At 64.6% G+C, this 22,337-nt stretch carries 21 protein-coding genes; 17 read left to right on the top strand and 4 right to left on the bottom strand.

Annotated features, from left to right (window positions below; genetic code table 11):
* Window positions 1-166: 166 nt before the first annotated feature.
* The 9 genes from E8F06_RS22300 to E8F06_RS22260 all read left to right on the top strand — a co-directional run bounded on the left by E8F06_RS22300 (window position 167) and on the right by E8F06_RS22260 (window position 10,419).
* On the top strand, window positions 167-1,126 hold the full coding sequence (locus E8F06_RS22300) for an AraC family transcriptional regulator (protein WP_280371123.1): 960 nt from the start codon (window positions 167-169) through the stop codon (window positions 1,124-1,126).
* Window positions 1,127-1,380: 254 nt separating this feature from the next.
* Window positions 1,381-2,739, top strand: coding sequence for a benzoate 1,2-dioxygenase large subunit (gene benA, locus E8F06_RS22295; protein ID WP_280371121.1), 1,359 nt, complete (start codon window positions 1,381-1,383; stop codon window positions 2,737-2,739).
* Entirely contained in the window at window positions 2,736-3,224 is a 489-nt protein-coding gene (benB, locus tag E8F06_RS22290) for a benzoate 1,2-dioxygenase small subunit (RefSeq protein ID WP_280371119.1), read from the top strand. The genes benA and benB overlap by 4 nt, the downstream gene beginning before the upstream one ends.
* A 10-nt stretch (window positions 3,225-3,234) precedes the next feature.
* On the top strand, window positions 3,235-4,248 hold the full coding sequence (gene benC / locus E8F06_RS22285) for a benzoate 1,2-dioxygenase electron transfer component BenC (protein WP_280371117.1): 1,014 nt from the start codon (window positions 3,235-3,237) through the stop codon (window positions 4,246-4,248).
* A 105-nt stretch (window positions 4,249-4,353) separates the two neighbouring features.
* Window positions 4,354-5,130 (top strand): 1,6-dihydroxycyclohexa-2,4-diene-1-carboxylate dehydrogenase, encoded by a 777-nt coding sequence (locus tag E8F06_RS22280; protein ID WP_280371115.1) that lies wholly within the window; start codon window positions 4,354-4,356, stop codon window positions 5,128-5,130.
* 188 nt (window positions 5,131-5,318) lie between these two features.
* Window positions 5,319-6,650 carry an MFS transporter gene (locus tag E8F06_RS22275; protein WP_280371113.1) on the top strand — a complete coding sequence of 444 codons (1,332 nt, stop codon included), beginning with the start codon at window positions 5,319-5,321 and terminating at the stop codon, window positions 6,648-6,650.
* A gap of 119 nt (window positions 6,651-6,769) precedes the next feature.
* Complete coding sequence (locus tag E8F06_RS22270) at window positions 6,770-7,984, top strand: benzoate/H(+) symporter BenE family transporter (protein ID WP_190834696.1); 1,215 nt, start codon at window positions 6,770-6,772, stop codon at window positions 7,982-7,984.
* Window positions 7,985-8,114: 130 nt separating this feature from the next.
* Entirely contained in the window at window positions 8,115-9,374 is a 1,260-nt protein-coding gene (locus E8F06_RS22265) for an OprD family porin (RefSeq protein ID WP_280371111.1), read from the top strand.
* Window positions 9,375-9,552: 178 nt separating this feature from the next.
* Complete coding sequence (locus E8F06_RS22260; protein WP_280371110.1) at window positions 9,553-10,419, top strand: methyl-accepting chemotaxis protein; 867 nt, start codon at window positions 9,553-9,555, stop codon at window positions 10,417-10,419.
* Between the two features lie 16 nt (window positions 10,420-10,435).
* Here E8F06_RS22260 and E8F06_RS22255 read toward each other — a convergent pair whose 3' ends face one another.
* The 3 genes from E8F06_RS22255 to E8F06_RS22245 form a co-directional block, all read right to left on the bottom strand.
* The gene (locus E8F06_RS22255) at window positions 10,436-11,419 is read right to left on the bottom strand and encodes an MDR family oxidoreductase (protein WP_280371108.1); all 984 of its coding nucleotides are present in this window, start codon (window positions 11,417-11,419) and stop codon (window positions 10,436-10,438) included.
* Window positions 11,420-11,484: 65 nt separating this feature from the next.
* Window positions 11,485-12,117: a TetR/AcrR family transcriptional regulator gene (locus tag E8F06_RS22250; protein ID WP_280371105.1), complete on the bottom strand. Its 633-nt coding sequence runs from the start codon at window positions 12,115-12,117 to the stop codon at window positions 11,485-11,487.
* A 190-nt stretch (window positions 12,118-12,307) separates the two neighbouring features.
* A complete protein-coding gene (locus tag E8F06_RS22245) occupies window positions 12,308-13,195 on the bottom strand; it encodes an alpha/beta hydrolase (protein ID WP_280371103.1) in 888 nt (295 codons plus the stop codon).
* 178 nt (window positions 13,196-13,373) lie between these two features.
* On the opposite strand from E8F06_RS22245, the gene E8F06_RS22240 reads away from it, so the two are divergent.
* Window positions 13,374-13,952, top strand: a complete 579-nt coding sequence (locus tag E8F06_RS22240; RefSeq protein WP_280371101.1) for an ABATE domain-containing protein — start codon at window positions 13,374-13,376, stop codon at window positions 13,950-13,952.
* Between the two features lie 550 nt (window positions 13,953-14,502).
* On the opposite strand, the gene E8F06_RS22235 is transcribed toward E8F06_RS22240, so the two are convergent.
* Window positions 14,503-15,387, bottom strand: coding sequence for a LysR substrate-binding domain-containing protein (locus E8F06_RS22235; RefSeq protein WP_280371099.1), 885 nt, complete (start codon window positions 15,385-15,387; stop codon window positions 14,503-14,505).
* 109 nt (window positions 15,388-15,496) lie between these two features.
* Between E8F06_RS22235 and phnD the strand changes: the two genes are divergently transcribed.
* The 7 genes from phnD to phnX all read left to right on the top strand — a co-directional run.
* Complete coding sequence (gene phnD, locus E8F06_RS22230; RefSeq protein WP_280371097.1) at window positions 15,497-16,366, top strand: phosphonate ABC transporter substrate-binding protein; 870 nt, start codon at window positions 15,497-15,499, stop codon at window positions 16,364-16,366.
* Window positions 16,363-17,160: a phosphonate ABC transporter ATP-binding protein gene (gene phnC, locus E8F06_RS22225; protein ID WP_280371095.1), complete on the top strand. Its 798-nt coding sequence runs from the start codon at window positions 16,363-16,365 to the stop codon at window positions 17,158-17,160. Before phnD ends, phnC begins: the two co-directional genes overlap by 4 nt.
* A 1-nt stretch (window position 17,161) precedes the next feature.
* Window positions 17,162-17,980, top strand: a complete 819-nt coding sequence (phnE, locus tag E8F06_RS22220) for a phosphonate ABC transporter, permease protein PhnE (RefSeq protein WP_280371093.1) — start codon at window positions 17,162-17,164, stop codon at window positions 17,978-17,980.
* 168 nt (window positions 17,981-18,148) lie between these two features.
* A complete protein-coding gene (gene psrA, locus E8F06_RS22215) occupies window positions 18,149-19,240 on the top strand; it encodes an iron-containing alcohol dehydrogenase PsrA (RefSeq protein WP_280371091.1) in 1,092 nt (363 codons plus the stop codon).
* Window positions 19,241-19,348: 108 nt separating this feature from the next.
* Window positions 19,349-20,650, top strand: a complete 1,302-nt coding sequence (locus tag E8F06_RS22210; protein WP_280371089.1) for an MFS transporter — start codon at window positions 19,349-19,351, stop codon at window positions 20,648-20,650.
* A 41-nt stretch (window positions 20,651-20,691) separates the two neighbouring features.
* Entirely contained in the window at window positions 20,692-21,573 is an 882-nt protein-coding gene (locus E8F06_RS22205) for a LysR substrate-binding domain-containing protein (RefSeq protein WP_280371087.1), read from the top strand.
* Window positions 21,574-21,660: 87 nt separating this feature from the next.
* The coding region (phnX, locus tag E8F06_RS22200; RefSeq protein WP_280366638.1) for a phosphonoacetaldehyde hydrolase at window positions 21,661-22,337 on the top strand (677 nt) is incomplete at its 3' end.

Here is a 22,337-nt window from a genome sequence, read left to right as displayed (position 1 = left end):
CGGTTCGCGACCGGTTGTTACAACCGGTCGCACTTATCCTCAACCGTTTATCCCTGGCCACAGCATGTAGGAAAAGGCTCACATAGAATCCGGAAACGAAGATCGCGGGCGCTTGCCAACCGGCATGACGCCTGCGACGTACAACAACGAGAAGAGTGCCTGATCCATGGATAGTCGCCTGCTGAGTGAACGCAGTAGGGTGTTCGAGCGTGCGGACCCCTATGCCGTGTCCGGATATGTGAACCAGCATGTCGGGTCACACTGCATCCGGCTGCCCTCAGCCGGACATCCGCAGGCCAGCCTCAACCACCGCAAGTTCGCCAACCTCGATCTCTGCCGCATCAGCTATGGCGGCGCCGTGCGCGTCACCTCACCGGCGCTGGAAACCATCTACCACCTGCAGATTCTCCTCAGCGGCCATTGCCTCTGGCGCGGCCACAAGCAGGAGCACTACCTGGCACCCGGCGAACTGCTGCTGATCAACCCCGACGACCCGGTGGACCTGACGTACTCGGATGATTGCGAAAAATTCATCCTGAAGATGCCGACCACGCTGCTGGAAAGCATCTGCGAGGAGCAGCGCTGGCATCGGCCGAGCCCCGGCGTGCGTTTCCTGCAGAACAACTACCAGCTGAACGAGTTGGAAGGCTTCGTCAGCCTGCTGGCCATGGTCTGCCAGGAGGCGGAAGCCAGCGACGCACTGCCGAGGGTGCAGGAGCATTACGCGCAGATCGTCGCGAGCAAGATGCTCAGCCTGATGAAGACCAACGTCAGCCGCGAAAGCCTGGGCTGCCAGGAGGCGTCCTTCGAGCGCATCCTGGCCTACATCGAGCACAACCTGAAACAGGACATCAGCAGCGAATTCCTGGCCCGCCAGGCCAGCATGAGCCTGCGCTCCCTCTACGCGCTGTTCGAGCGCCACCTGGGCACCACGCCCAAGCACTACATCCGCCAGAAGAAGCTGGAGCGCATCCGCGCCTGCCTGGCCGACCCCAGCTGCAACGTCCGCAACGTCACCGAACTGGCGCTGGATTACGGCTTCCTGCACCTGGGGCGTTTCTCCGAGAGCTACAAGGGCCTGTTTGGCGAGCTGCCGTCGGACACCTTGAAGCGGCGGGGGCTGTAGCTGCTCCTGCTTTTCTGTGGGGGCGAATTCATTCGCTATGCAGACCGCAGGTCTGCCCTGAGACCTTGATGGGGGCAGCTGCGCTGCCCTCAGCGAATGAATTCGCCCCCACAAGCTGCGCCCGTACAAACCTTTCCTGACATCCACCACCGCTTTGCAAAAAACGGATAGCGATCTGCACAAAGCGGATATTGCCGTTTCTCCCGCCTCCCTAACCTGACCTGGCCTGAACAATAACAACGGAGGCCCTGGCCATGTCCCTGGGATTCGATTTCCTGCACTCGCTGCTTGAGGATGACAAAGAGAAGGGCGTCTACCGCTGCAAGCGGGAGATGTTCACCGACCCGCGCCTGTTCGAACTCGAGATGAAGCACATCTTCGAAGGCAACTGGATCTATCTCGCCCACGAGAGCCAGATTCCCGAGAAGAACGACTACCTCACCCTCAACATGGGGCGCCAGCCGATCTTCATCGCGCGCAACAAGGACGGTGAGCTCAATGCCTTCCTCAACGCCTGCAGCCATCGCGGTGCGCAACTGTGCCGGCACAAGAGCGGTAACCGCTCCTCCTATACCTGCCCGTTCCACGGCTGGACCTTCAACAACTCCGGCAAGCTGCTGAAGGTGAAGGACCCGGCTGAAGCCGGCTATCCGTCCAGCTTCAACTGCGAAGGCTCCCACGACCTGACCAAAGTCGCCCGCTTCGAGTCCTATCGCGGCTTCCTCTTCGGCAGCCTGAATGCCGACGTGAAGCCCCTCGTCGAGCACCTGGGCGAGTCCGCCAAGATCATCGACATGATCGTCGACCAGTCCCCTGAAGGCCTGGAAGTGCTGCGTGGTTCCTCCAGCTACATCTACGAAGGCAACTGGAAGCTGACCGCCGAGAACGGCGCCGACGGCTACCACGTGAGTTCCGTGCACTGGAACTACGCCGCCACCCAGAACCAGCGCAAGCAGCGCGAAGCGGGTGAAGAGATCAAGACCATGAGCGCCGGCAGCTGGGCCAAGAACGGCGGTGGTTTCTACTCGTTCGACCACGGTCACCTGCTGCTCTGGACCCGCTGGGCCAACCCGGAAGACCGTCCGCTCTACGAGCGCCGCGACGAGCTCGCCCAGGACTTCGGCAAGGCTCGCGCCGACTGGATGATCGAGAACTCGCGCAACCTCTGCCTGTACCCGAACGTCTACCTGATGGACCAGTTCAGCTCGCAGATCCGTATCGCCCGGCCGATCTCCGTCAACCAGACCGAAATCACCATCTACTGCATCGCGCCGAAAGGCGAGAGCGCCGATGCCCGCGCCAAGCGCATCCGCCAGTACGAAGACTTCTTCAACGTGAGCGGCATGGCCACCCCGGACGACCTCGAAGAATTCCGCTCCTGCCAACTGGGCTACCAGGGCAGCCGTGGCTGGAACGATATGTCCCGTGGTGCCGAGCACTGGGTCGAAGGCGCTGACGCCGCCGCCCAGGAAATCGACCTGCACCCGCTGCTCTCCGGCGTGCGCACCGAAGACGAAGGCCTGTTCGTGCTGCAACACAAGTACTGGCAGGAGACCATGCTCAAGGCCGCCGCGGCCGAGCAGCAACTGATCCCCGTGGAGGCCGTGCAATGAGCATCTCTTACGACGCCGTGCGCGACTTCCTCTACCGCGAAGCGCGCTACCTGGACGACAAGGACTGGGACAACTGGCTGGAGCTGTATGCCAGCGACGCCAGCTTCTGGATGCCGTCCTGGGATGACCGCGATGAGCTGACCGAAGACCCGCAGACTGAAATCTCGCTGATCTGGTACGGCAACCGTGGTGGCCTGGAAGACCGCGTCTTCCGCATCAAGACCGACCGCTCCAGCGCGACCATGCCGGACACCCGTACCTCCCACAACATCAGCAACATCGAGATCCTCGAAGTGGCTGACGGCCAGTGCAAGGTGCGCTTCAACTGGCACACCCTGAGCTACCGCTACAAGACCGTGGACAGCTATTTCGGCACCAGCTTCTACACCCTCGACGTGCGCGGCGAGAGCCCGCTGATCAAGGCGAAGAAGGTGGTCTTGAAAAACGATTACGTACGTCAGGTCATCGACGTCTACCACATCTAGGGTGCCTGCCATGACTCACAAGATCGCACTGACTTTCGAAGACGGCGTCACCCGTTTCATCGACGCCACTCCCAGCGAAACCGTGGCCGATGCGGCCTATCGCCAGGGCATCAACATTCCGCTGGACTGCCGCGACGGCGCCTGCGGCACCTGCAAGTGCTTTGCCGAAGCCGGCCGCTATGACCTGGGCCAGGATTACATCGAAGACGCACTGAGCGAAGACGAAGCCGCCCAGGGTTATGTGCTCACCTGCCAGATGCGCGCCGAGAGCGATTGCGTGGTGCGCGTGCCGGCATCCTCCGATGTGTGCAAGACCCAGCAGGCGAGCTTCGAGGCCAGCATCAGCGCGGTTCGCCAGCTGTCCGACAGCACCATCGCGCTGTCCATCAAGGGCGAGTCCCTGAGCAAGCTGGCCTTCCTGCCGGGCCAGTACGTGAACCTGAAAGTGCCGGGCAGCGAGCAGACCCGCGCCTATTCCTTCAGCTCCCTGCAGAAGGACGGCGAGGTCAGCTTCCTGATCCGCAACGTCCCGGGCGGTCTGATGAGCAGCTTCCTCACCGGCCTGGCCAAGGCTGGCGACAGCATGTCCCTGGCCGGCCCGCTGGGCAGCTTCTACCTGCGCGACATCCGTCGTCCGCTGCTGCTGCTGGCTGGCGGCACGGGCCTCGCGCCCTTCACCGCGATGCTGGAAAAGATCGCGGAAGAGGGCAGCGAGCACCCGCTGCACCTGATCTACGGCGTGACCAACGACTTCGATCTGGTGGAGATGGACAAGCTGGAAGCCTTCGCCGCGCGCATCCCCAACTTCACCTACAGCGCCTGCGTGGCCAACCCGGAAAGCAGCTACCCGCAGAAGGGCTACGTGACCCAGCACATCGCGCCGAAGCACCTCAATGACGGCGACGTGGATGTCTACCTGTGCGGCCCGCCGCCCATGGTCGAGGCGGTCAGCCAGTACATCCGCGAGCAGGGCATCTCGCCCGCGAATTTCTACTACGAGAAGTTCGCCGCCAGCGCGGCCTGATCCCACGCGATTCCCTGTAGGAGCGAGCTCTGCTCGCGAAAGGATTCGCACCGAGCCGTTCGCGAGCAGAGCTCGCTCCTACAAAAGCCATCTGAAGAGGCTGCCATGTACAAGAGATTCCAGAACAAGGTCGCGCTGGTCACCGGCGCGGCGCAGGGCATCGGTCGCCGAGTGGTCGAGCGGCTGGTGGAAGAGGGCGCGCATGTCGTGGCCGTCGACCGCTCCGAATTGGTCTTCGAACTGCAGGACGAATTGGGTTCCGGCGCGTCGATGCTGGCCCTGACCGCCGACCTCGAACAGTTCGCCGAGTGCCATCGCGTGGCTGCCGCCGCCGTGGAACGCTTCGGCCGGCTGGACATCCTGATCAACAACGTGGGCGGGACCATCTGGGCCAAGCCCTACGAGCATTACCAGGAGCACGAGATCGAGGCCGAAGTGCGCCGCTCGCTGTTCCCCACCCTCTGGTGCTGCCACGCCGCGCTGCCCTACATGCTGGGGCAGGGCGCGGGCGCCATCGTCAACGTGTCGTCCATCGCCACTCGTGGCGTGAACCGCGTGCCCTATGGCGCGGCCAAGGGCGGGGTGAATGCCCTGACCGCCTGCCTGGCCTTCGAGAACGCCGAGCGCGGCATCCGCGTCAACGCTACCGCACCGGGCGGCACCGAAGCACCGCCGCGCCGTATCCCGCGCAACACCGCGCAGCAGAGCGAAGAGGAAAAGGTCTGGTACCAGCAGATCGTGGACCAGACCATCGATAGCAGCCTGATGAAACGCTACGGGACCATCGACGAGCAGGTGGGGGCGATCCTCTTCCTCGCCTCCGACGAAGCCACCTACGTCACCGGCGTCACCCTGCCGGTGGGCGGAGGTGACCTGGGTTAACAGCTCGGTGATGGGTTTCGCTCCGCTCTACCCATCCTACGATCGCCCACGTGCTGCGGAGGGCCCCCGTAGGATGGGTAGAGCCTGCGAAACCCATCAGATTCAGAGCCAGGCGTTTTACCGGAAGGGCACCGTCACGCGCCCGTCCCTGCGGTTTCTACACAACAAAAACAAAAGAGACACATGCCATGCGAAAACTCGACGTACACGAGATCATCGATAACGCGCGCTTCACACCGTTCCACTGGATGGTGATGTGCTGGTGCGCACTCCTGCTCATCTTCGACGGCTACGACCTGTTCATCTACGGCGTGGTCCTGCCCGTGCTCATGAAGGAATGGGGCCTGACCCCGCTGGAAGCCGGTGCCCTGGGCAGCTATGCGCTGTTCGGCATGATGTTCGGCGCCCTGACCTTCGGTTCCCTGGCCGACAAGATCGGCCGCAAAAAGGGGATCGCCATCTGCTTCGTGCTCTTCTCCGGCTTCACCGTGCTCAATGGTTTCGCCAGTTCGCCCACCGAGTTCGGTATCTGCCGCTTCATCGCCGGCCTCGGCATCGGCGGGCTGATGCCCAACGTGGTGGCGCTGATGAACGAGTACGCACCGAAGAAACTGCGCAGCACCCTGGTGGCCATCATGTTCAGCGGCTATTCCCTGGGCGGCATGCTGTCGGCTGGCGTGGGCATCTACATGCTGCCGCGCTTCGGCTGGGAAGCCATGTTCTTCGCCGCACTGCTGCCGCTCCTGCTGCTGCCGCTGATCCTCTGGTACCTGCCGGAATCCGTGGGTTTCCTGCTGCGCCAGGGCCGCACCGAGCAAGCTCGCGCCATCCTCAAGCGCATCGACCCGCAAGCGTCCATCAGTGACAAGGACGAACTGGTCCTGAACGAAGTGAAAGTGCAGGGCGCCCCGGTGCTGGAACTCTTCCGCGAAGGCCGTGGTCTGCACACCCTGATGATCTGGGTGGCGTTCTTCTGCTGCCTGCTGATGGTCTACGCGCTCAGTTCCTGGCTGCCGAAACTGATGGCCAACGCCGGCTACAGCCTGGGCTCCAGCCTGTCGTTCCTGCTGGCCCTGAACTTCGGCGGCATGTTCGGTGCCATCGCTGGCGGCTGGCTGGGTGACCGCTTCAACCTGCCCAGGGTGGTGGTGGCCTTCTTCATCGTCGCTGCCGTGTCCATCAGCCTGCTGGGTTTCAAGAGCCCGACCCCGGTGCTCTACCTGCTCATCGCCATCGCCGGCGCCACCACCATCGGCACGCAGATCCTGCTGTATGCCACCGCCGCGCAACTCTATGGGCTGGCCTTCCGTTCCACCGGTCTCGGCTGGGCCTCGGGCATCGGCCGCAACGGCGCCATCGTCGGCCCGCTGCTGGGTGGCGCGCTGCTGGGCATCAACCTGCCGCTGCAACTGAACTTCATGGCCTTCGCCATTCCGGGTGCCATCGCCGCCCTGGCCATGTGCTTCGTTAACCAGCGCCAGCCCAAGGCCGCGCCGTTGGCGACCGCCGCACAGGGTTGATCCACCACGGGGCGCTTCGGCGCCCCTTGCCCGATGAGAAAAAGGAGAGCCGAAATGGCCGCTTTCACCGCCGCCCAGCGGCGTGCGCCTCGACGTCGAACGATTCAGGGACCGAGGCCATGACCCGTCTGTTCAGGGACTTCTCGCTGTCCGCGCTGGTGGCGGGATTCATCGCCACGGTGATCTCCTACGCCGGTCCGTTGGTGATCATCTTCCAGGCCGCCAAGAGCGCCGGGCTGCCAGCCGAGGTGCTGTCTTCCTGGGTGTGGGCCATCTCCATCGGCAGCGCGGTGCTGGGCATCGTGCTCAGCATCCGCTTCCGCGTACCCATCGTGATCGCCTGGTCGGCGCCCGGCTCGGCGTTGCTGGTATCGATGCTGCCGGACATCAGTCTCAACGAGGCGGTGGGGGCCTACATCCTGGCCAATGCGCTGATCCTGCTGGTGGGACTGTCCGGCGCCTTCGACCGCATCGTCGGCAAGCTGCCGGCGGCGATCTCGGCAGCCATGCTGGCGGGCATCCTGTTCAGCTTCGGCACCCAGCTGTTCGTCTCGCTGAAGGACAAACCGGCAATGGTGCTGGCGATGTTCGTCACCTACCTGGTGTTCCGCCGCCTGCTGCCGCGCTATGCGGTGATGGCCGTGCTGGTGGTGGGCTGCGCCTTCGCGTTCGCGGCGGGCGAGCTGAACACCTCGGCCCTGGTGATCGGCTTCGCCACGCCGGTGTGGATTGCGCCGGAATTCAGCTGGCACGCGATGCTCAACATCGCCTTGCCGCTGGTGATGGTGGCCCTCACCGGGCAGTTCGTGCCGGGCATCGCCGTGCTGCGCAACGACGGTTACCAGACCCCGGCCAGCCCGATCATTTCCGCCAGCGCTCTGGGCAGCCTGCTGCTGGCGCCGTTTGGTTGCCACGGCCTGAACCTGGCGGCGATCACCGCCGCCATCTGTACCGGCCGCGAGTCCCACGAAGACCGCGACAAGCGCTATGTGGCCGGGGTGATCGGCGGGCTGTTCTACCTGCTGCTGGGCATCTTCGGCGCCACCCTGGTGTCCATCTTCAGCGCCTTTCCCAAGGAGCTGATTGCGGCCCTGGCTGGGCTGGCCCTTTTCGCCGCTATCGCCGGTGCGCTGGCCGGCTCAATGGCGGTACCGGATGACCGCGAGGCGGCACTGGTGACCTTCCTGGTAACGGCCTCCGGCATGTCCTTCCTTGGACTGTCGGCGGCCTTCTGGGGGCTGATCTTCGGCCTCTTCGCCCACCTGCTGCTGAAGGCGCGCCGTGCGCCCCAGGCAACACCGGAACGGGAGGAGGCACTCGAAGCCAATCCCTGACCGAACCCGGTGATGGACCTGCTGCGGGAGCTGTCCGCAGCCATCACCACACCTCTCCCGACTTGCGTGCAGAGGCCCCGAAAGAGGGCCTGCGGGGGAGTTCTGTCCCTATAAAAACAAGAGCGACGACATGACCCACAACACAAGCAAACTCTGTGTACTGCTTTCCGCCGGCGTGAGCGCCGGATTCGCCCAGGCCGCCGAGTCAGGTTTCATAGCCGACTCCACCGCGACCCTGCAGGCGCGCAACTACTACTTCAGCCGTGATTACTCGGACATCGTCGGCCCGAACAAACAGTCCAAGGCCGAGGAGTGGGCCCAGGGCTTCATCCTCAACTTCAAGTCCGGCTACACCCCGGGCCCGGTGGGCTTCGGCCTGGATGCCATCGGCACTCTCGGCATCAAGCTCGACAGCAGCCCCGACCGGGTCAACACCGGCCTGCTGCCGGTACAGGAAGACGGCGAAGCCGCTGACGAATACAGCCGCCTCGGCGTGGCCGGGAAGATGCGTTTCTCCAAGACCGAGCTGAAGGCCGGCGAGCTGCAGCCCAACCTGCCGGTGCTGGTGTTCAGCGATATCCGCCTGCTGCCGCCCAGCTACCAGGGCGCCAGCATCACTTCCAACGAGATCGCCGGGTTGACTCTGCAGGGCGGCCACCTCACCAGTACCAGCCTGCGCAACGAGGCCGGCGACGACAAGATGCAGGCCATGCTCGGCCATCTGCCGCAGCGCCAGGCGTCCAGCGACGCCTTCAACTACGCGGGTGCCGATTACGCGTTCAATGCCAACCGCACGACGGTCAGCGCCTGGTTTGCGCAGCTGGAAGACATCTACGACCAGCGCTTCTTCGGCCTCAAGCACAGTGAGCCGGTGGGCGACTGGGTGCTGGGCGCCAACGTCGGTTACTTCGACTCCAGTGAGGATGGCAAGAAACTGATCGGCGACATCGACAACCAGGCTTTCTTCTCGCTGCTGTCGGCCAAGCGTGGCGGCCACACCTTCTTCGTCGGCTACCAGGCCATGTTCGGCGACAGCTCCTTCCCACGGGTGTTCGCCAACGTCAGCCCCCTGGGTAACGAGGTGCCGACCTACGAGTTCGCCTTCGCCGACGAACGCTCCTGGCAGGCGCGCTACGACTACGACTTCGCCGCTCTCGGCATTCCCGGCCTGGTGGCCAGCACCCGCTACATCACTGGTGACAACGTGGACACGGGCCTCGGCTTCGAAGGCAAGGACTGGGAGCGCGACCTGGACATCAGCTACGCCGTCCAGAGCGGCACCCTCAAGGGTCTGGGCGTGCGCGTGCGTAACGTCACCGCGCGCTCCAACTACCGTACCGATATCGACGAGAACCGCTTGATCCTGTCTTACACCTGGACGCTGTTCTGATATCGGGTGCCGCTGCCTGGCATGGGCGCGGCCTGCTTTACCTGTAGGGGCGATTTCAATCGCCAGGCGGGCCGGAGGCCCGCCACGTTCAGGCCCAGATGGGGCAGTGCGCTGCCCTTGGTGAATGAATTCGCCCCTACAGGACCTTGTATCCCGCAATGTAGAAGGAGCTTTCTTGATGCCCCGCAATCTCCTGGCCGCACTGTTGCTTGGCAGTGGCGTCCTTCTTTGTCTTCTCGCCTTTCTCGCCACCAGCGCGTGGTTGCTGGGCCTGTCCCTGATTGCCATCGCCGCAGGCGGCGTGCTTTACCACCTGCAGCCGCCCTGGCTGGTCGAGGTGCGAGTCGAGGTTCCCGTATACGAGCCGGCGCGCCCGGTCGTCAGCGAATCCCGTCCGGAGCCTGCACCGGCCACCTCGAACATGCATCTGAACGCACCCCTGGGCGAGCTGCTCGACGCCATCCTCCACTGCGAAGCGGACATGCAGTACGCCAACAGCCTGGCCCGCGCGGCTGGCGAGAAGGTGCAGCTGGGCGCAGAAAGCATGCAAGCCACGGCCGGTGCCATCGGTGAGCTGGATGCCTACATGGCGCATATCGGCCAGGTATTCAACGAGCTGGGCAGCCAGTCCATGCGCATCGGCGCCATCGTCGGGAGCATCCAGGACATCGCAAAACAGACCAACTTGTTGGCGCTCAATGCCGCCATCGAGGCGGCACGGGCCGGCAGCCACGGACGCGGCTTCGCCGTGGTGGCGGACGAGGTGCGCAACCTGTCGCTGCGCGCCAACGAGTCCAGTGGCCAGATCCGCCTGATCGCCGAAGGCTTGCAGAAGGCGGCCATCGATGCGAGGGCGGGGATGGAGCATGTCAGCGGCTCCACCCGCGCCGGTCTGGAGAAATCCGCCGCCGCCCTGCAGGCCATGGGTGAGATGCGTGCGGGAGCGGCGGCGCGGGTGGAGATCGTCGAGCGGATCGTCCAGCGCCTGGCCGGGCAGCGGAGCCTGGCGCAGCGCATGGCGGGGTTGTTGGAAGAGGGCGCCTGAGCGGCGCCCTCCGGCGTTAGGCGTTCACGTTCACCACTATGCGGCCGCGCACCTTGCCGGCCAGCAGGTCGTCGGCCACGGCGACGGCATCGCCCAGGCCGATTTCGCGGGTGATGGCGTCCAGCTGCTTGAAGTCCAGGTCCCGCGCCAGGCGGTCCCAGGCTTCGATGCGCTCGGCGCGCGGGCGGGTGACGCTGTTGATCCCCAGCAGGCTCACGCCACGCAGGATGAAGGGCGCCACGGTAGCGGGGAAATCCATGCCCTGGGCCAGGCCGCAGGCGGCCACGGCGCCATCCGCGCGCAGGCCGGCGCAGACGTTGGCCAGGGTGTGGCTGCCTACCGAATCGATAGCGGCAACCCAGCGCTCCTTGGCCAGCGGACGGCCCGGTTCGGAAAGCTCGGCGCGGTCGATGATCTCGGCGGCGCCCAGGCCCTTCAGGTAGTCCGCTTCGCTGGTACGGCCGGTGGCGGCCACCACGCGATAGCCGAGGCGGGCGAGCAGGGCGATAGCGAAGCTGCCCACGCCACCGTTGGCACCGGTGACCAGCACGTCGCCCTGGCCGGGTTTCAGGCCATGACGTTCCAGGGCCAGCAGGCAGAGCATGGCGGTGTATCCGGCGGTGCCGATGGCCATGGCCTGGCGCGGGCTGAAGGCGGTGGGCAGCGGGATCAGCCAGTCGCCATTCAGGCGTGCCTTCTGGGCCAGTCCGCCCCAATGGGTTTCACCCACGCCCCAACCGTTGAGCAGCACCGCGTCGCCTACCTTGTAGTCCGGGTGGCCGCTGGCTTCCACCGTGCCAGCCAGATCGATGCCCGGCACCATGGGGAACTGCCGCACCACCGGGATCTTGCCGGTGATGGCCAGGCCGTCCTTGTAGTTCAGCGTGCTGTAGTCCACACGAACGGTGACGTTGCCCTCGGGCAGTTGCGCCTCGTCCAGCTGTGCATTGCGGGCGCGGTAACCGGCCTCGTCCTTCTCGATCAGGATTGCGTTGAACATGCTCACACCTCCAATTAGACCAGTCGTCTATAAATAGGCCCGAAAAACCGCGCCGCCCCTGGGGGCTAGCGCGGCAGTCCGGCGATAAAACCTTTGAAGAACACATCCAGCGGGACGTTGTCCCGCGTCAGCCGGGCACGCAGCACGGCGCCTTCCCAGCCGATCCAGAAGAACGCAGCCAGCCCCTCGCAGTCCGCATTGGCCGACAGCTCGCCAACAGCGCGGGCTTCGCGCAGGCACTCGGCCAGGCGGTCCTGCCAACTGCACAGGATGGCTTCCAGTTGCAGGCGGAAACCCTCCGGCAGGATGGCCACTTCCTGCCCCAGGTTGCCCACCAGGCAGCCCCGGCAGAACTGGTGCTTGACCATGCCGGCCTTGGCGTCCTCGACGAAGTTGCAGAGGCGCTGCAGCGGGGACACGTCGTCCTGTAGCAGGTAACGGTTCAGCTTGTGGGCGAAGTAGCCGGCGTAGCTCTCCAGCACTGCCTGGCCGAAGGCTTCCTTGCTGTCGAAGTAGTGATAGAAGGAGCCCTTGGGCACGCCCACGCGCTTGAGCACCGCGTCGATGCCGGTGGACATGAAACCCTGCTCGGTAAGGATTTCCATGCCGCAACGGATCAGTGCGGCACGGGTATCGTCGAAATCGCGTTCAACCTTGGGCGGCCGGCCGCGACGGGGTTTGGGTTGGATGTCAGTCATGGGGAAGGGATTTTAGACTGATCGTCTAGAAGGTCAATCGCTACGAATGTCGAAAATTGGGGGCCGTACTACTGTGGGGGCGAATTCATTCGCTGAAGGCTGCGTAGCAGCCCCTGGCATGGTTGGCAGGCCTTCGGCCTGCTTCGCGAATGAATTCGCCCCCACAAAAAATCCAGGCCGTGCCGGAAGGTCAGGCCGGAATATCCCCCAACACCTCACGAATCCGCTGGGCGATATGGCCGACATGGGTTTCCAGCGCGAAGTGCCCGGTATCCAGCAGCTCTACCACCGCATTGGGGTTGTCGCGCTTGAAGGCCTCGGCGCCCGGCGGGATGAAGAAGGGATCGTGCTCGCCCCAGATCACCAGGGTCGGCAGCCGGGTATCGCGGAAGAAGGCCTGGAACGCCGGATAGAGCTTCAGGTTGTTCGCGTAGTCGAGGAACAGGTCGAGCTGGATGTCCTTGTTGCCCGGGCGTTCCATCAGCAGCGCATCCAGGTAGTACGACTCGGGGGCCACCAGCGCCAGGTCCTTCACGCCATGCACGTATTGCCAGCGGGTGCCTTCCAGGTTCAGTACGGCATCGTGCACCACCTTGCGACGTTCCGGGTTGCCGGGCTGGGCCCAGTACGCGCGGATCGGCTCCCAGGCATCGCCCAGGCCCTCCAGGTAGGCGTTGCCATTCTGCGAGATCAGCCCGGTGACCCGTTCGGGATGGGCCAGGGCCAAGCGCAGGCCGGTGGGAGCGCCGTAGTCGAACACATAGAGGGCGTAGCGTTCGAGGCCCAGCTTCTCGGCGAAGGCCCCGAGGGTGGCGGCCAGGGCATCGAAGCTGTAACGGTATTCGCGCTCTGCGGGGACTTCAGTGAAGCCAAACCCCGGCAGGTCCGGCGCGACGATGTGGAACTTGTCGGCGAGCAGCGGGATCAGGTCGCGGAACTGGTGTGACGAGCTGGGATAGCCGTGCACCAGCAGCAGCGTGGGCGCGGCTGGGTCTCCGGCTTCACGGTAGAAGACGCGAACACCGTCTGCTTCGACGAACTGGTGGCGAACCGGGGTATGCACGATGGGCGAGGTCATGGCGATCACTCCGTAACTTGTAAAGTAGACATTGAGGGTTACTGCTGGGGGCTGAGTATGGCTCCGTAAAGTAACCTGTCAATAGAATAAATAACGGTTACTCGTGCCATTCGTCGTAACTGTTCATTTGTGCTTTATGGGGTTACTCTTTCGCCATTCAACTTTCCGGAGCGTCACCATGACCACCGCCGCTTCCTCGTCGCCCCTTGAACCCTTCGTATTGGCCGACCACCCCGTGCTGGACATGCTCAACACCCAGGCCGCGGTGGATGGCGCTCCCCTTGAGTTCTGGCGCAGCGATGAGGATGTCCGGGCCTGGCTGGCCCTTACTGGCTGGGGTCTGCCCGAGGCGAGCTTCGCCAAGGGCGAGTTGCTGAAGGCGGCGGTGACACTGCGTGAAGCGGTGCGCGAACTGGTGGAGCAGCGCAAGGCGGGAGGTCAGGGGGCGCCGGATGTACTCAATCGTTTCCTGGGAACGCCCAGCCACCTGAGGCTGGACTGGTCGGCAAACGGAGACCTGCGTCTGGAAAAGGTGCGGACGAGCGCCACCGCCGAACAGTACCTGGCACCCCTGGCCGAGGCGGCGGCGGAGCTGCTGGTGGAAGGCGACTTCAACCTGGTACGCGAATGCGAGCACCCGGACTGCGTGCTCTGGTTCTACGACCGCACCAAGTCCCACCGCCGCCGCTGGTGCAGCATGGCGCTGTGTGGCAACAGGCATAAGGTGGCCGAGTTCCGCAAACGCAAGCAGCAGTGATTCAGGTCTTACAGGGTTTGTGCCGGATTTGGCCTTTTGCCTTTTTGTGGGGGCGAATTCATTCGCGAAGGAGGCCGCAGGCCTCCCGTACGATGACCGCGGGTGGGGGCTCGAATGGCGAACCTTCGGTCCGCTTGGCGATTGAATTCGCCCCTACAGTGTTTGCGCCGATCGTGATCGGGCCCTCCCGTAGGTTGGGCAGAGCGCAGCGAAGCCCAACGCAGCGGGGTTCGACTTCGCGCGTTGGGCTTTGTGGCCTCAGCCGCAACCTACGATGGCCGAAGACTTGGCGCCTGCTGTGGGGTTCGTATGGCGAACCTTCGGTCCGCTCAGCGATTGAAATCGCCCCCACAGGGTTTGTGCCGGGCTTGGCCTATTGCCTTTTTGTGGGGGCGAATTCATTCGCGGAGGAGGCCGCAGGCCTCCCGTAGGTTGGTCAGAGCGCAGCGAAGCCCAACACTCCGGATTTGAGTTCGCACGTTGGGCTTCGTGGCCTCAGCCGCAACCTACAATGGCCGAGGGCTTGGCGCCTGTTGTGAGGGCGAATTCACTAGCTGACCGCTCCCTGGGCCCGACCCGCATCTATTGCTGCATCGAAAAAGGACGAGATCAGGCGGCTGCCGCGCCGTTCCGCCAGGCAGTAGAGGTAGGTCTCGGTGTGCACCGGGTCGCCGTCGATGCGGATCGGCTGGATGCGCGGGTCGGGGATGAACTCCGCCTCGGACACCGCGCCAAGGCCGATGCCGCGCACCACGGCTTCGCGCAGGGCCTCGCGGCTGCCGATCTCCATCGCCATGCGCGGGGTCACGCCGGCTTCGGCCAGTGCCCGTTCCAGCGCTGCGCGAGTGGTGGAGCCCGGCTCGCGTTGCAGCAATGGCTGCCCCTCCAACTCTTCGATGGCGATGCTGCCGCGCCGGGCGAGGGGATGGTCGTTGCGAGCGAAGAGGATGATGGCGTGGCGCGCATAGCGCACGGCGCAGAGCCCCGGATCTTCATGCAGGCCGGCCAGCACGGCGATGTCGGTGACGTATTGCTCCAGGTCGGCCAGCACTTCGGCCGAGTTGCCCACGCGGATCGACACGTCGATGCGCGGGTAGCGCTGGCGATAGCTGTCCACCATCTCGATCACATGGAAAGGCCCCACGGCACCGAGCTTGAGTTGGCCGCTGTCCAGCCTTCCGGAGTCCCGCAACAGGTTGTGCGCCTCCAGTTCCAGCGCGGCCAGGCGCTGGGCGATGGGCAGCAATTGCTGACCCACGTCGGACAGCTCGATGCGCCGGCCACGGCGGTGGAACAACTCGACGTTGTGCTGGCGCTCCAGGCTCTGCACCTGGGTGGTGAGGGTGGGCTGGCTGAGGCCCAGGGCACGGGCTCCCGCACTGAAACTTCCATGCCGGGCAACGGCCAGGAACGCCCGCAACTTGGCGCTGGACATCCATAGACTCCATCAATACTTGGCTACTGAATCCCATATTGAATTGATGGTATGACTGTCACGTGACGTTCCTAGCCTGTGTCCATCAACCACAACCGCTGGGAATGCCATGAAAACCCTTGCCAAGTTCCTCCGCGTCGCCGGTTTCGCCATCCTTCCCCTGGTCGCTGCTGGTCAGGCGCTCGCCGCCGACAAACTGACCATCGGCCTGATCCCCTCCGAAGACTCCCAGGCCATGATCGAGTCCAGCAGACAGGTGCTCGCCAGCTTGCAGCAACAGCTCGGCATGGAGGTGGAACCCTTCGTCGCCACCGACTACAACGGCATCATCGAAGCCTTGCGCGCCGGCAAGCTGGACGTGGCCTACCTCGGCCCGTTCTCCTACGTGCTGGCCACCACAGTTGCCGATGTCGAGGCGTTCTCCGTCGCGGTGACCAAGAAGACCGGGCAGAGCGCGTACAAGAGCCTGATCCTGGCGCGCAAGGACAGCGGCATTCGCGACCTTGCCGACCTCAAGGGCCATACCTTCGCCTTCGTCGATCCGAGTTCCGCATCCGGTCACCTGTTCCCCAAGGCCGGCCTGGAGCAGGCCGGCTTCGAACCTGACAAGCTGTTCTCGCGGGTAATCTTCTCCGGCTCCCATGACGCCAGCATCCTCGCCGTGGAGAACCGGAAGGTGGACGCTGCTGCCGTGGCCGACCGCATCCTCGCCAACGCCGTGGCCAAGGGCATGGTGAAGCAGGGCGACTTCCAGGTGGTCTGGACCTCCCGCCCGATCCCCGAGTCGCCCATGGTCTGGCGCAAGGACATGGACCCGGAACTGAAGAAGAAGGTCGCCGGCGCCCTGGCTTCGATCAAGGACGTACCCTGGGGCGACCAGGGCCAGCTGGACGGCTTCCAGCCCACCAATGACGCGGCCTACGACGTGGTCCGCGAAACCGCCAAGGTCCTCGATCTCGACCTGCGGAGCATGAAATGATCAGCGTTCGCCAACTGGCCAAGCAGTACGGCAGCAATGCCGTGCTGCGCGGCATCGACCTGGAGATCGGGGCGGGCGAGTTCGTGGTGGTGCTCGGCCAGTCGGGGGCGGGCAAGTCGACCCTGCTGCGCTGCATCAACCGTCTGGCCCAGGCCGATTCCGGCGCGCTGCAAGTGGCCGGGATCGATGCCATGGCCTGCCGCGATACCCGCGAACTGCGCCGCCAGGTGGCGATGATCTTCCAGCACCACAACGTGGTGCCGCGTCTCTCGGTACTGAAGAACGTGCTCACCGGCCGCCTTGGCGCGGTGTCCACCCTGTCCTCGGTGCTGCAATTGTTCCGCCGTGAAGATGTGGCCCTGGCCATGGACTGCCTGCAGCGCGTGGAACTCGCGCACAAGGCCCATTCGCGCACCGATGCGCTGTCCGGCGGGCAGATGCAGCGCGTGGGCATCGCCCGTGCCCTGGCCCAGCGGCCCAAGGTGATCCTTGCCGACGAGCCGGTGGCCAGTCTCGACCCGAAGACCGCGCGCCTGGTGCTGCAGTACCTGCGCGACGCAACCCGCGAGCTGGGTATCACGGTGGTCTGCAACCTGCACCAGGTGGACTACGCCCGCGAGTTCGGCGACCGCATCGTCGGCCTGGCTCACGGTCGGCTGGTATTCGACGGCGTTGGCGAGAGCCTGACCGATGCCGACCTGCAACGCATCTATCCGGGCCAGGCCGCTGAGGCGGAAGACCTGCACCCGGCCAACCAGGCGCGGATGCGCTACGCCACCGGACTGGGGAACTGACATGCAACCACGCAACTACCTCTGGACCGTCGACCTGCCACAAGGCTCCCGTGGCTGGCTCAGCACCGGTGCCCTGGTGCTGGCGGTCATCCTCACCTTGCATTGGAGCGCCGAAGGCGCGCAGCTCAGCCTGGGCGAGCTGGCTGCCGGCCTGCCGCAGATCGGCGACTTCCTCAGCCGCACCATGCCGCCGGACTTCAGCATTCTGCCGCGGCTCGTTGCGCCGGCCCTGGAAACCGTTCAGATCGCCATCTGGGGCACGTTGCTCGGCGTGCTGCTGGCGATCCCGCTGTCGTTCCTTGCGGCGCGCAACCTCACTCGCAACCGGCTGCTCTATGGCGCCACCCGGCAGTTCCTCAACCTGACCCGTAGCATCAACGAGCTGATCCTGGCGCTGGTGTTCGTCTCGGCGGTGGGGCTGGGACCCTTCCCCGGTGTGCTGGCCCTGGCACTCCATGGCCTGGGCATGCTCGGCAAGTTCTTCGCCGAAAGCATCGAGGAGATCGACCAGGGCCCCATCGAGGCGCTACAGGCCACCGGCGCGCGGCCGTTGCAGGTGATCGTCTTCGGGGTACTGCCGCAAGTGATCACCGCCTGGATTGCGGTGGTGCTGTACCGCTTCGAGGTCAACCTGCGCTCGGCCACCGTGCTTGGCATGGTCGGTGCCGGCGGATTGGGCTTCGAGCTGGTGAGCAGTCTCAAGCTGTTCAAGTACCAGGAAACCGCTACCTGCATCATCGTGATCACCCTGATGGTGATCATCGCCGACACGGCCTCAAGCCGACTGCGCAACGCCATCCAGCGCGGCGCCTCCCACTGACCTGACCTGCCATGACCGCTGCCCGGATCGCTTCCGGTGCGGCGGGCCCAGGCGTGCCCGGCTGTATCGGTCAGGCCGATGCAGACCTGCAAACAATCGATTTGAGCCGTTGTCGTGGGCCGTCGACTATCTGCCCAGCTTCCGACAACAACAAGAAAGGTGCTCACCATGACCGCCCGTTTTCACAACCCCGTCGATACACGATTCGGCTGCGGCAGCCTCCGCCAGCTCGCCGCCCTGACCGAGAACCAGAAGGTCGCCCTGGTGGTCTTCCCAGAAGCCCGCGCCCTTGGGCTGCTGGACCGCCTTCAGGTGCTGCTGGGCGAACGCCTGGTGCATGTGGTGGAGGATGTCCAGCCCAACCCGGACGTGGCCTGGTTGCGCCGTACCTACGAAGCCTTCTGGCGTGAAGCGGGGGACTGCCAGACGGTGGTTGCCGTAGGTGGCGGCAGCGCCATCGACACCGCCAAGGCGCTGATCGTCGGCACCGCCAGCGGCAGCTTCGACGAGCTGCTGGCGCTGCTCTCCACCGGCCAACCCTTCGTGCCGGCCCGTGCCAAGGCGCTGATCGCCGCGCCCACCACTGCCGGTACCGGCAGCGAGGTGACGCCCTGGGCCACCATCTGGGATTCCGCCAGCCAGAAGAAGTACTCCCTGCACCTGGACTGCACCTGGCCGAAGGTGGCCATCGTCGATCCGGAACTGATGATGACGGTGCCGGCCGGCGTCACCGTTTCCACCGGGCTGGATGCACTGTCCCACGCCCTGGAATCCATCTGGAACCACAACGCCAATCCGATTTCCGACACCTTCGCCATCTCCGCCATCGAGGACATCCTCGAATGCCTGCCGCTACTGCGCCGCGACCTCGGCAACCGCGAGCTGCGCACGCGCATGGCCCTGGCGGCACTGAAGGCCGGCATGGCGTTCTCCAACACCAAGACGGCGCTGGCCCATTCGATTTCCTACGAGATGACCCTGCGCTACGGGCTGCCCCACGGCATCGCCTGTTCCTTCACCCTGCCATTGGTACTGGGACTGGCCTGGGGGCGTGACCAGGAACGCGACCGCACGCTGCAGCGGGTATTCGGCTCCGACTTGCGCAAGGCCCAGGCGCGCCTGCGGGAATTCCTTCACAGCCTCGAGGTGAAAACCGAATTCGGTGACTACGGCGTAACGCCGAAGGAGGCCGAAGCCATCATCGAGTACGCCATGCAGGGCGCGCGGGGCAGGAACTTCATCGGCTCGCATGCCGCATAGGGACCTGCCTCCCCGATCTGAGCGCGGCTTCGGCCGCCCCTTTCCTGTTGCACCGAAAAAGAGTGCCGCCCCCGGCTTGACCGGAGGACCGTACAAAAGGAAAACACCATGAATCGTGCAGATACCCTGTCTGGCTTGACGATGTCCCATTCACCTTCGTTCCGTGTCGCGCAATGGCGCATGCTGTTGGCGGCGATGTTCTGCTACCTGTTTTTCTACACCGGACGACAGACCTTCGGTTTCGCCATTCCCGGCATGCAGGCCGAGTTTGGCCTGAGCAAGGAAACCCTTGGCTGGATTTCCACCGCCATGCTCTGGACCTACGCCGTTGGCCAGGCCATCAACGGCAACCTCGCCGACAAGTTCGGCGGGCGCCGCATCATGAGCCTGGGCGCAGTGCTGTCCTGCGGCGCCAACTGGGTCACCAGTTTCGCCGGTGGTTTCATGAGCCTGATCCTGCCCTGGGGCATCAACGGCTACTTCCAGGCCCTTGGCTGGGCGCCGGGTAGCCGTCTGCTGTCCAACTGGTGGGGCGTGTCGGAGCGGGGCAAGGTCTACGGTTTCTATGTATTCGCCGCCGGCTGCGCCTCGATCCTGTCCTATGTCACCTCCATCGTCGTGCTGGAAGTGCTGCAACTGGAATGGCGCTGGATCTTCCGCCTGCCGGTGCTGCTGATGTTGGCCGGCGGCATCATGTTCTTCCTGGTGGCCCGCGAGCGACCGCAGGACCTGGGCTTCGATCCGCTTGCCGACACGGGTGTGGCCAATGCCGACGACAAGGGTCAGGAAGTGGCGCAGGGCGAGTCGGAAACCTCGGCCCAGCGTTACAAGGCGGTGCTGAAGAACGCCAAGCTGATCATCGCGGCCGTCTCCCTCGGTTTCCAGAATGCCGCGCGTTACGGCCTGATCGTCTGGGTGCCGGTGCACTTCCTCGGCGCCGACTGGAAAAGCGGCGGCGACGGCTGGCTCGACCCGAAGTGGATCACCGTGGCGCTTCCGGTGGGCATGGCGGTGGGTGCGCTGAGCAACGGCTGGGTCTCGGACAAACTGTTCGGCTCCAAGCGCTACCTGGCGATCATGCTCTACATGGTGCTCGGTGCCCTGACCAGTCTGTGGATGTGGAGCCTGCCGGCCCACAGCACCATCGGCCTCGTGGCGTTGTTCCTCTGCGGCTTTTTCGTCTATGGCCCGGCATCCAGCTTCTGGGCGCTGTGCCCGGACCTGGTGGGCGCGAAGCGCGCGGGGACCGCGACCGGCGTGATGAACTTCTCGTCCTATCTGTTCGCCGGTCTCGCCGAACCCCTGATCGGGCGCCTGCTGGATATCAGCGGCAACACCTCGCTCATCTTCATCGTGGTCACCGGTGCCTGCCTCAGTAGTGCGCTGGTCGCGCTCTTCGTTCGGCGTTGATGCATGATCGGCTGCTGACGCCTCGGGAACAGGAAGACTCCATGTACCAGTATCACAAGTGGCTCCGCTCCTTTCACGCCGTCGCCAGGACTGGCAGTTTTACCCTGGCGGCGGACTTCCTGAGCGTCGGCCAGCCGACCGTGAGCGAACAGGTGAGTGCCTTGGAGAAGCAGTTTTCGGTGGAACTGTTCCATCGGCGTGGGCGCTTCATCGAACTGAGCGAGGCAGGACGCCAGCTCCACGCGATTACCCAGGGGCTGTTCGGCCAGGAGGACGAAGCGGTGCAACTGCTGCAGAGCTTCAAACAGCGCAAGGCGGGCATGCTGCGCCTGGGCGCGGTGTCGCCGCCAATCGCCATGAGCCTCACCTACCAGCTCATGCAGCGCTACCCGGACATCGAACTGGAAACCTCCTTCACCACCGAGGGTGGGACGCTGGAGCGGCTGTACAACTTCGACATAGACGTCGCCATCCTCGCGCTGTCGGAGTTCGACGACAGGCTCAGTACCCAGCTTTACCGGAGCTATCCGATCATCGCGGTGGTGCGCGACGACCATCCCTGGGCCAGCCAGGAACAGGTTCACGTCGAAGAGATCAGCGGCCAGCGCCTGGTGCTGCGCGAACGTGCCTCGCGGACGCGCCAACTGGTGGAGGAGGAGTGCCAGCGGCGTGGCATCGGACTCGACTGCGTCATGCAGCTGAACAGCCGCGAGGCCATTGTCCATGCCATCGCCCAGGGGATCGGCATCGGCTTCGTGTCGGCGGTGGAGTATGCGCAGACGCCGGGTACGCGGCCCATCACCTTCGTCGATCACCCGTTCCACATCGACTACTACCTGTGCTGCCTGGGCATCCGCCGCAAGCGGCCGATCATTGGCGAACTGTTCGACTCCTGCGCGGTGCCCGAGTCAACGCCTCCCTGACCTGAAACGACATTCCAGCCACACAGCCCGACTCCTGCCAGCGGCAAGGAGCGGCCCCTCTCATCCCTGAAAAACCGGAGATTCACCATGCACTACAAGCAACCCACCCAACTGAAAGCCGCCATCCTCGACTGGGCCGGTACCGTCGTCGACTTCGGTTCCTTCGCGCCGACCCAGATCTTCGTCGAGGCCTTCGGTGAGTTCGGCGTCGCCGTCTCCCTGGAAGAAGCCCGCGGCCCGATGGGCATGGGCAAGTGGGACCACATCCGCACCCTCTGCGACGTGCCGGCGATCGGCGAACGCTACCGCGCTGCCTTCGGCCGCCTGCCGACGGACGATGACGTCACCGCCATCTACGAACGCTTCATGCCGCTGCAGATCGAGAAGATCGGCCTGCACTCGGCCCTGATCCCCGGCGCCCTCGACGCCATCGCCACCCTGCGCGGCAAGGGCCTGAAGATCGGTACCTGCTCCGGCTACCCGGCGGTGGTGATGGCCAAGGTGGTGGAACTGGCCCGCGAGAACGGCTACACGCCGGACCACGTGGTGGCGACCGACGAAGTGCCCAACGGCCGTCCGTACCCGGCCCAGTCTCTGGCCAACGTGATCGCCCTCGGCATCGACGACGTCGCCGCCTGCGTGAAGGTGGACGACACCTGGCCGGGCATCCTCGAAGGCCGCAGCGCCGGCATGTGGACCGTGGCCCTGACCTGCTCGGGCAACGCCCTGGGCCTGACGTACGAACAGTTCAAGGCGCTGCCGAA

This window comes from Pseudomonas sp. BN411, assembly GCF_029871235.1.
Taxonomy (GTDB): domain Bacteria; phylum Pseudomonadota; class Gammaproteobacteria; order Pseudomonadales; family Pseudomonadaceae; genus Metapseudomonas.
The sequence above is the reverse complement of the archived record's forward strand: the minus strand, read 5'-3'. Positions and strand labels throughout refer to the sequence as shown.

Bases quoted from the DNA above. Each gene is read 5' to 3' on its own strand.
- E8F06_RS22250 (WP_280371105.1), bottom strand. From the start codon at position 12,117: ATGACTGACATCCAACCCAAACCCCGTCGCGGCCGGCCGCCCAAGGTT.
- benB (WP_280371119.1), top strand. From the start codon at position 2,736: ATGAGCATCTCTTACGACGCCGTGCGCGACTTCCTCTACCGCGAAGCG.
- E8F06_RS22280 (WP_280371115.1), top strand. From the start codon at position 4,354: ATGTACAAGAGATTCCAGAACAAGGTCGCGCTGGTCACCGGCGCGGCG.
- E8F06_RS22265 (WP_280371111.1), top strand. From the start codon at position 8,115: ATGACCCACAACACAAGCAAACTCTGTGTACTGCTTTCCGCCGGCGTG.
- E8F06_RS22235 (WP_280371099.1), bottom strand. From the start codon at position 15,387: ATGTCCAGCGCCAAGTTGCGGGCGTTCCTGGCCGTTGCCCGGCATGGA.
- phnC (WP_280371095.1), top strand. From the start codon at position 16,363: ATGATCAGCGTTCGCCAACTGGCCAAGCAGTACGGCAGCAATGCCGTG.
- E8F06_RS22240 (WP_280371101.1), top strand. From the start codon at position 13,374: ATGACCACCGCCGCTTCCTCGTCGCCCCTTGAACCCTTCGTATTGGCC.
- E8F06_RS22255 (WP_280371108.1), bottom strand. From the start codon at position 11,419: ATGTTCAACGCAATCCTGATCGAGAAGGACGAGGCCGGTTACCGCGCC.
- E8F06_RS22300 (WP_280371123.1), top strand. From the start codon at position 167: ATGGATAGTCGCCTGCTGAGTGAACGCAGTAGGGTGTTCGAGCGTGCG.
- benC (WP_280371117.1), top strand. From the start codon at position 3,235: ATGACTCACAAGATCGCACTGACTTTCGAAGACGGCGTCACCCGTTTC.
- phnD (WP_280371097.1), top strand. From the start codon at position 15,497: ATGAAAACCCTTGCCAAGTTCCTCCGCGTCGCCGGTTTCGCCATCCTT.
- E8F06_RS22205 (WP_280371087.1), top strand. From the start codon at position 20,692: ATGTACCAGTATCACAAGTGGCTCCGCTCCTTTCACGCCGTCGCCAGG.
- phnE (WP_280371093.1), top strand. From the start codon at position 17,162: ATGCAACCACGCAACTACCTCTGGACCGTCGACCTGCCACAAGGCTCC.
- benA (WP_280371121.1), top strand. From the start codon at position 1,381: ATGTCCCTGGGATTCGATTTCCTGCACTCGCTGCTTGAGGATGACAAA.
- E8F06_RS22270 (WP_190834696.1), top strand. From the start codon at position 6,770: ATGACCCGTCTGTTCAGGGACTTCTCGCTGTCCGCGCTGGTGGCGGGA.
- E8F06_RS22210 (WP_280371089.1), top strand. From the start codon at position 19,349: ATGAATCGTGCAGATACCCTGTCTGGCTTGACGATGTCCCATTCACCT.
- psrA (WP_280371091.1), top strand. From the start codon at position 18,149: ATGACCGCCCGTTTTCACAACCCCGTCGATACACGATTCGGCTGCGGC.
- E8F06_RS22275 (WP_280371113.1), top strand. From the start codon at position 5,319: ATGCGAAAACTCGACGTACACGAGATCATCGATAACGCGCGCTTCACA.
- E8F06_RS22245 (WP_280371103.1), bottom strand. From the start codon at position 13,195: ATGACCTCGCCCATCGTGCATACCCCGGTTCGCCACCAGTTCGTCGAA.
- E8F06_RS22260 (WP_280371110.1), top strand. From the start codon at position 9,553: ATGCCCCGCAATCTCCTGGCCGCACTGTTGCTTGGCAGTGGCGTCCTT.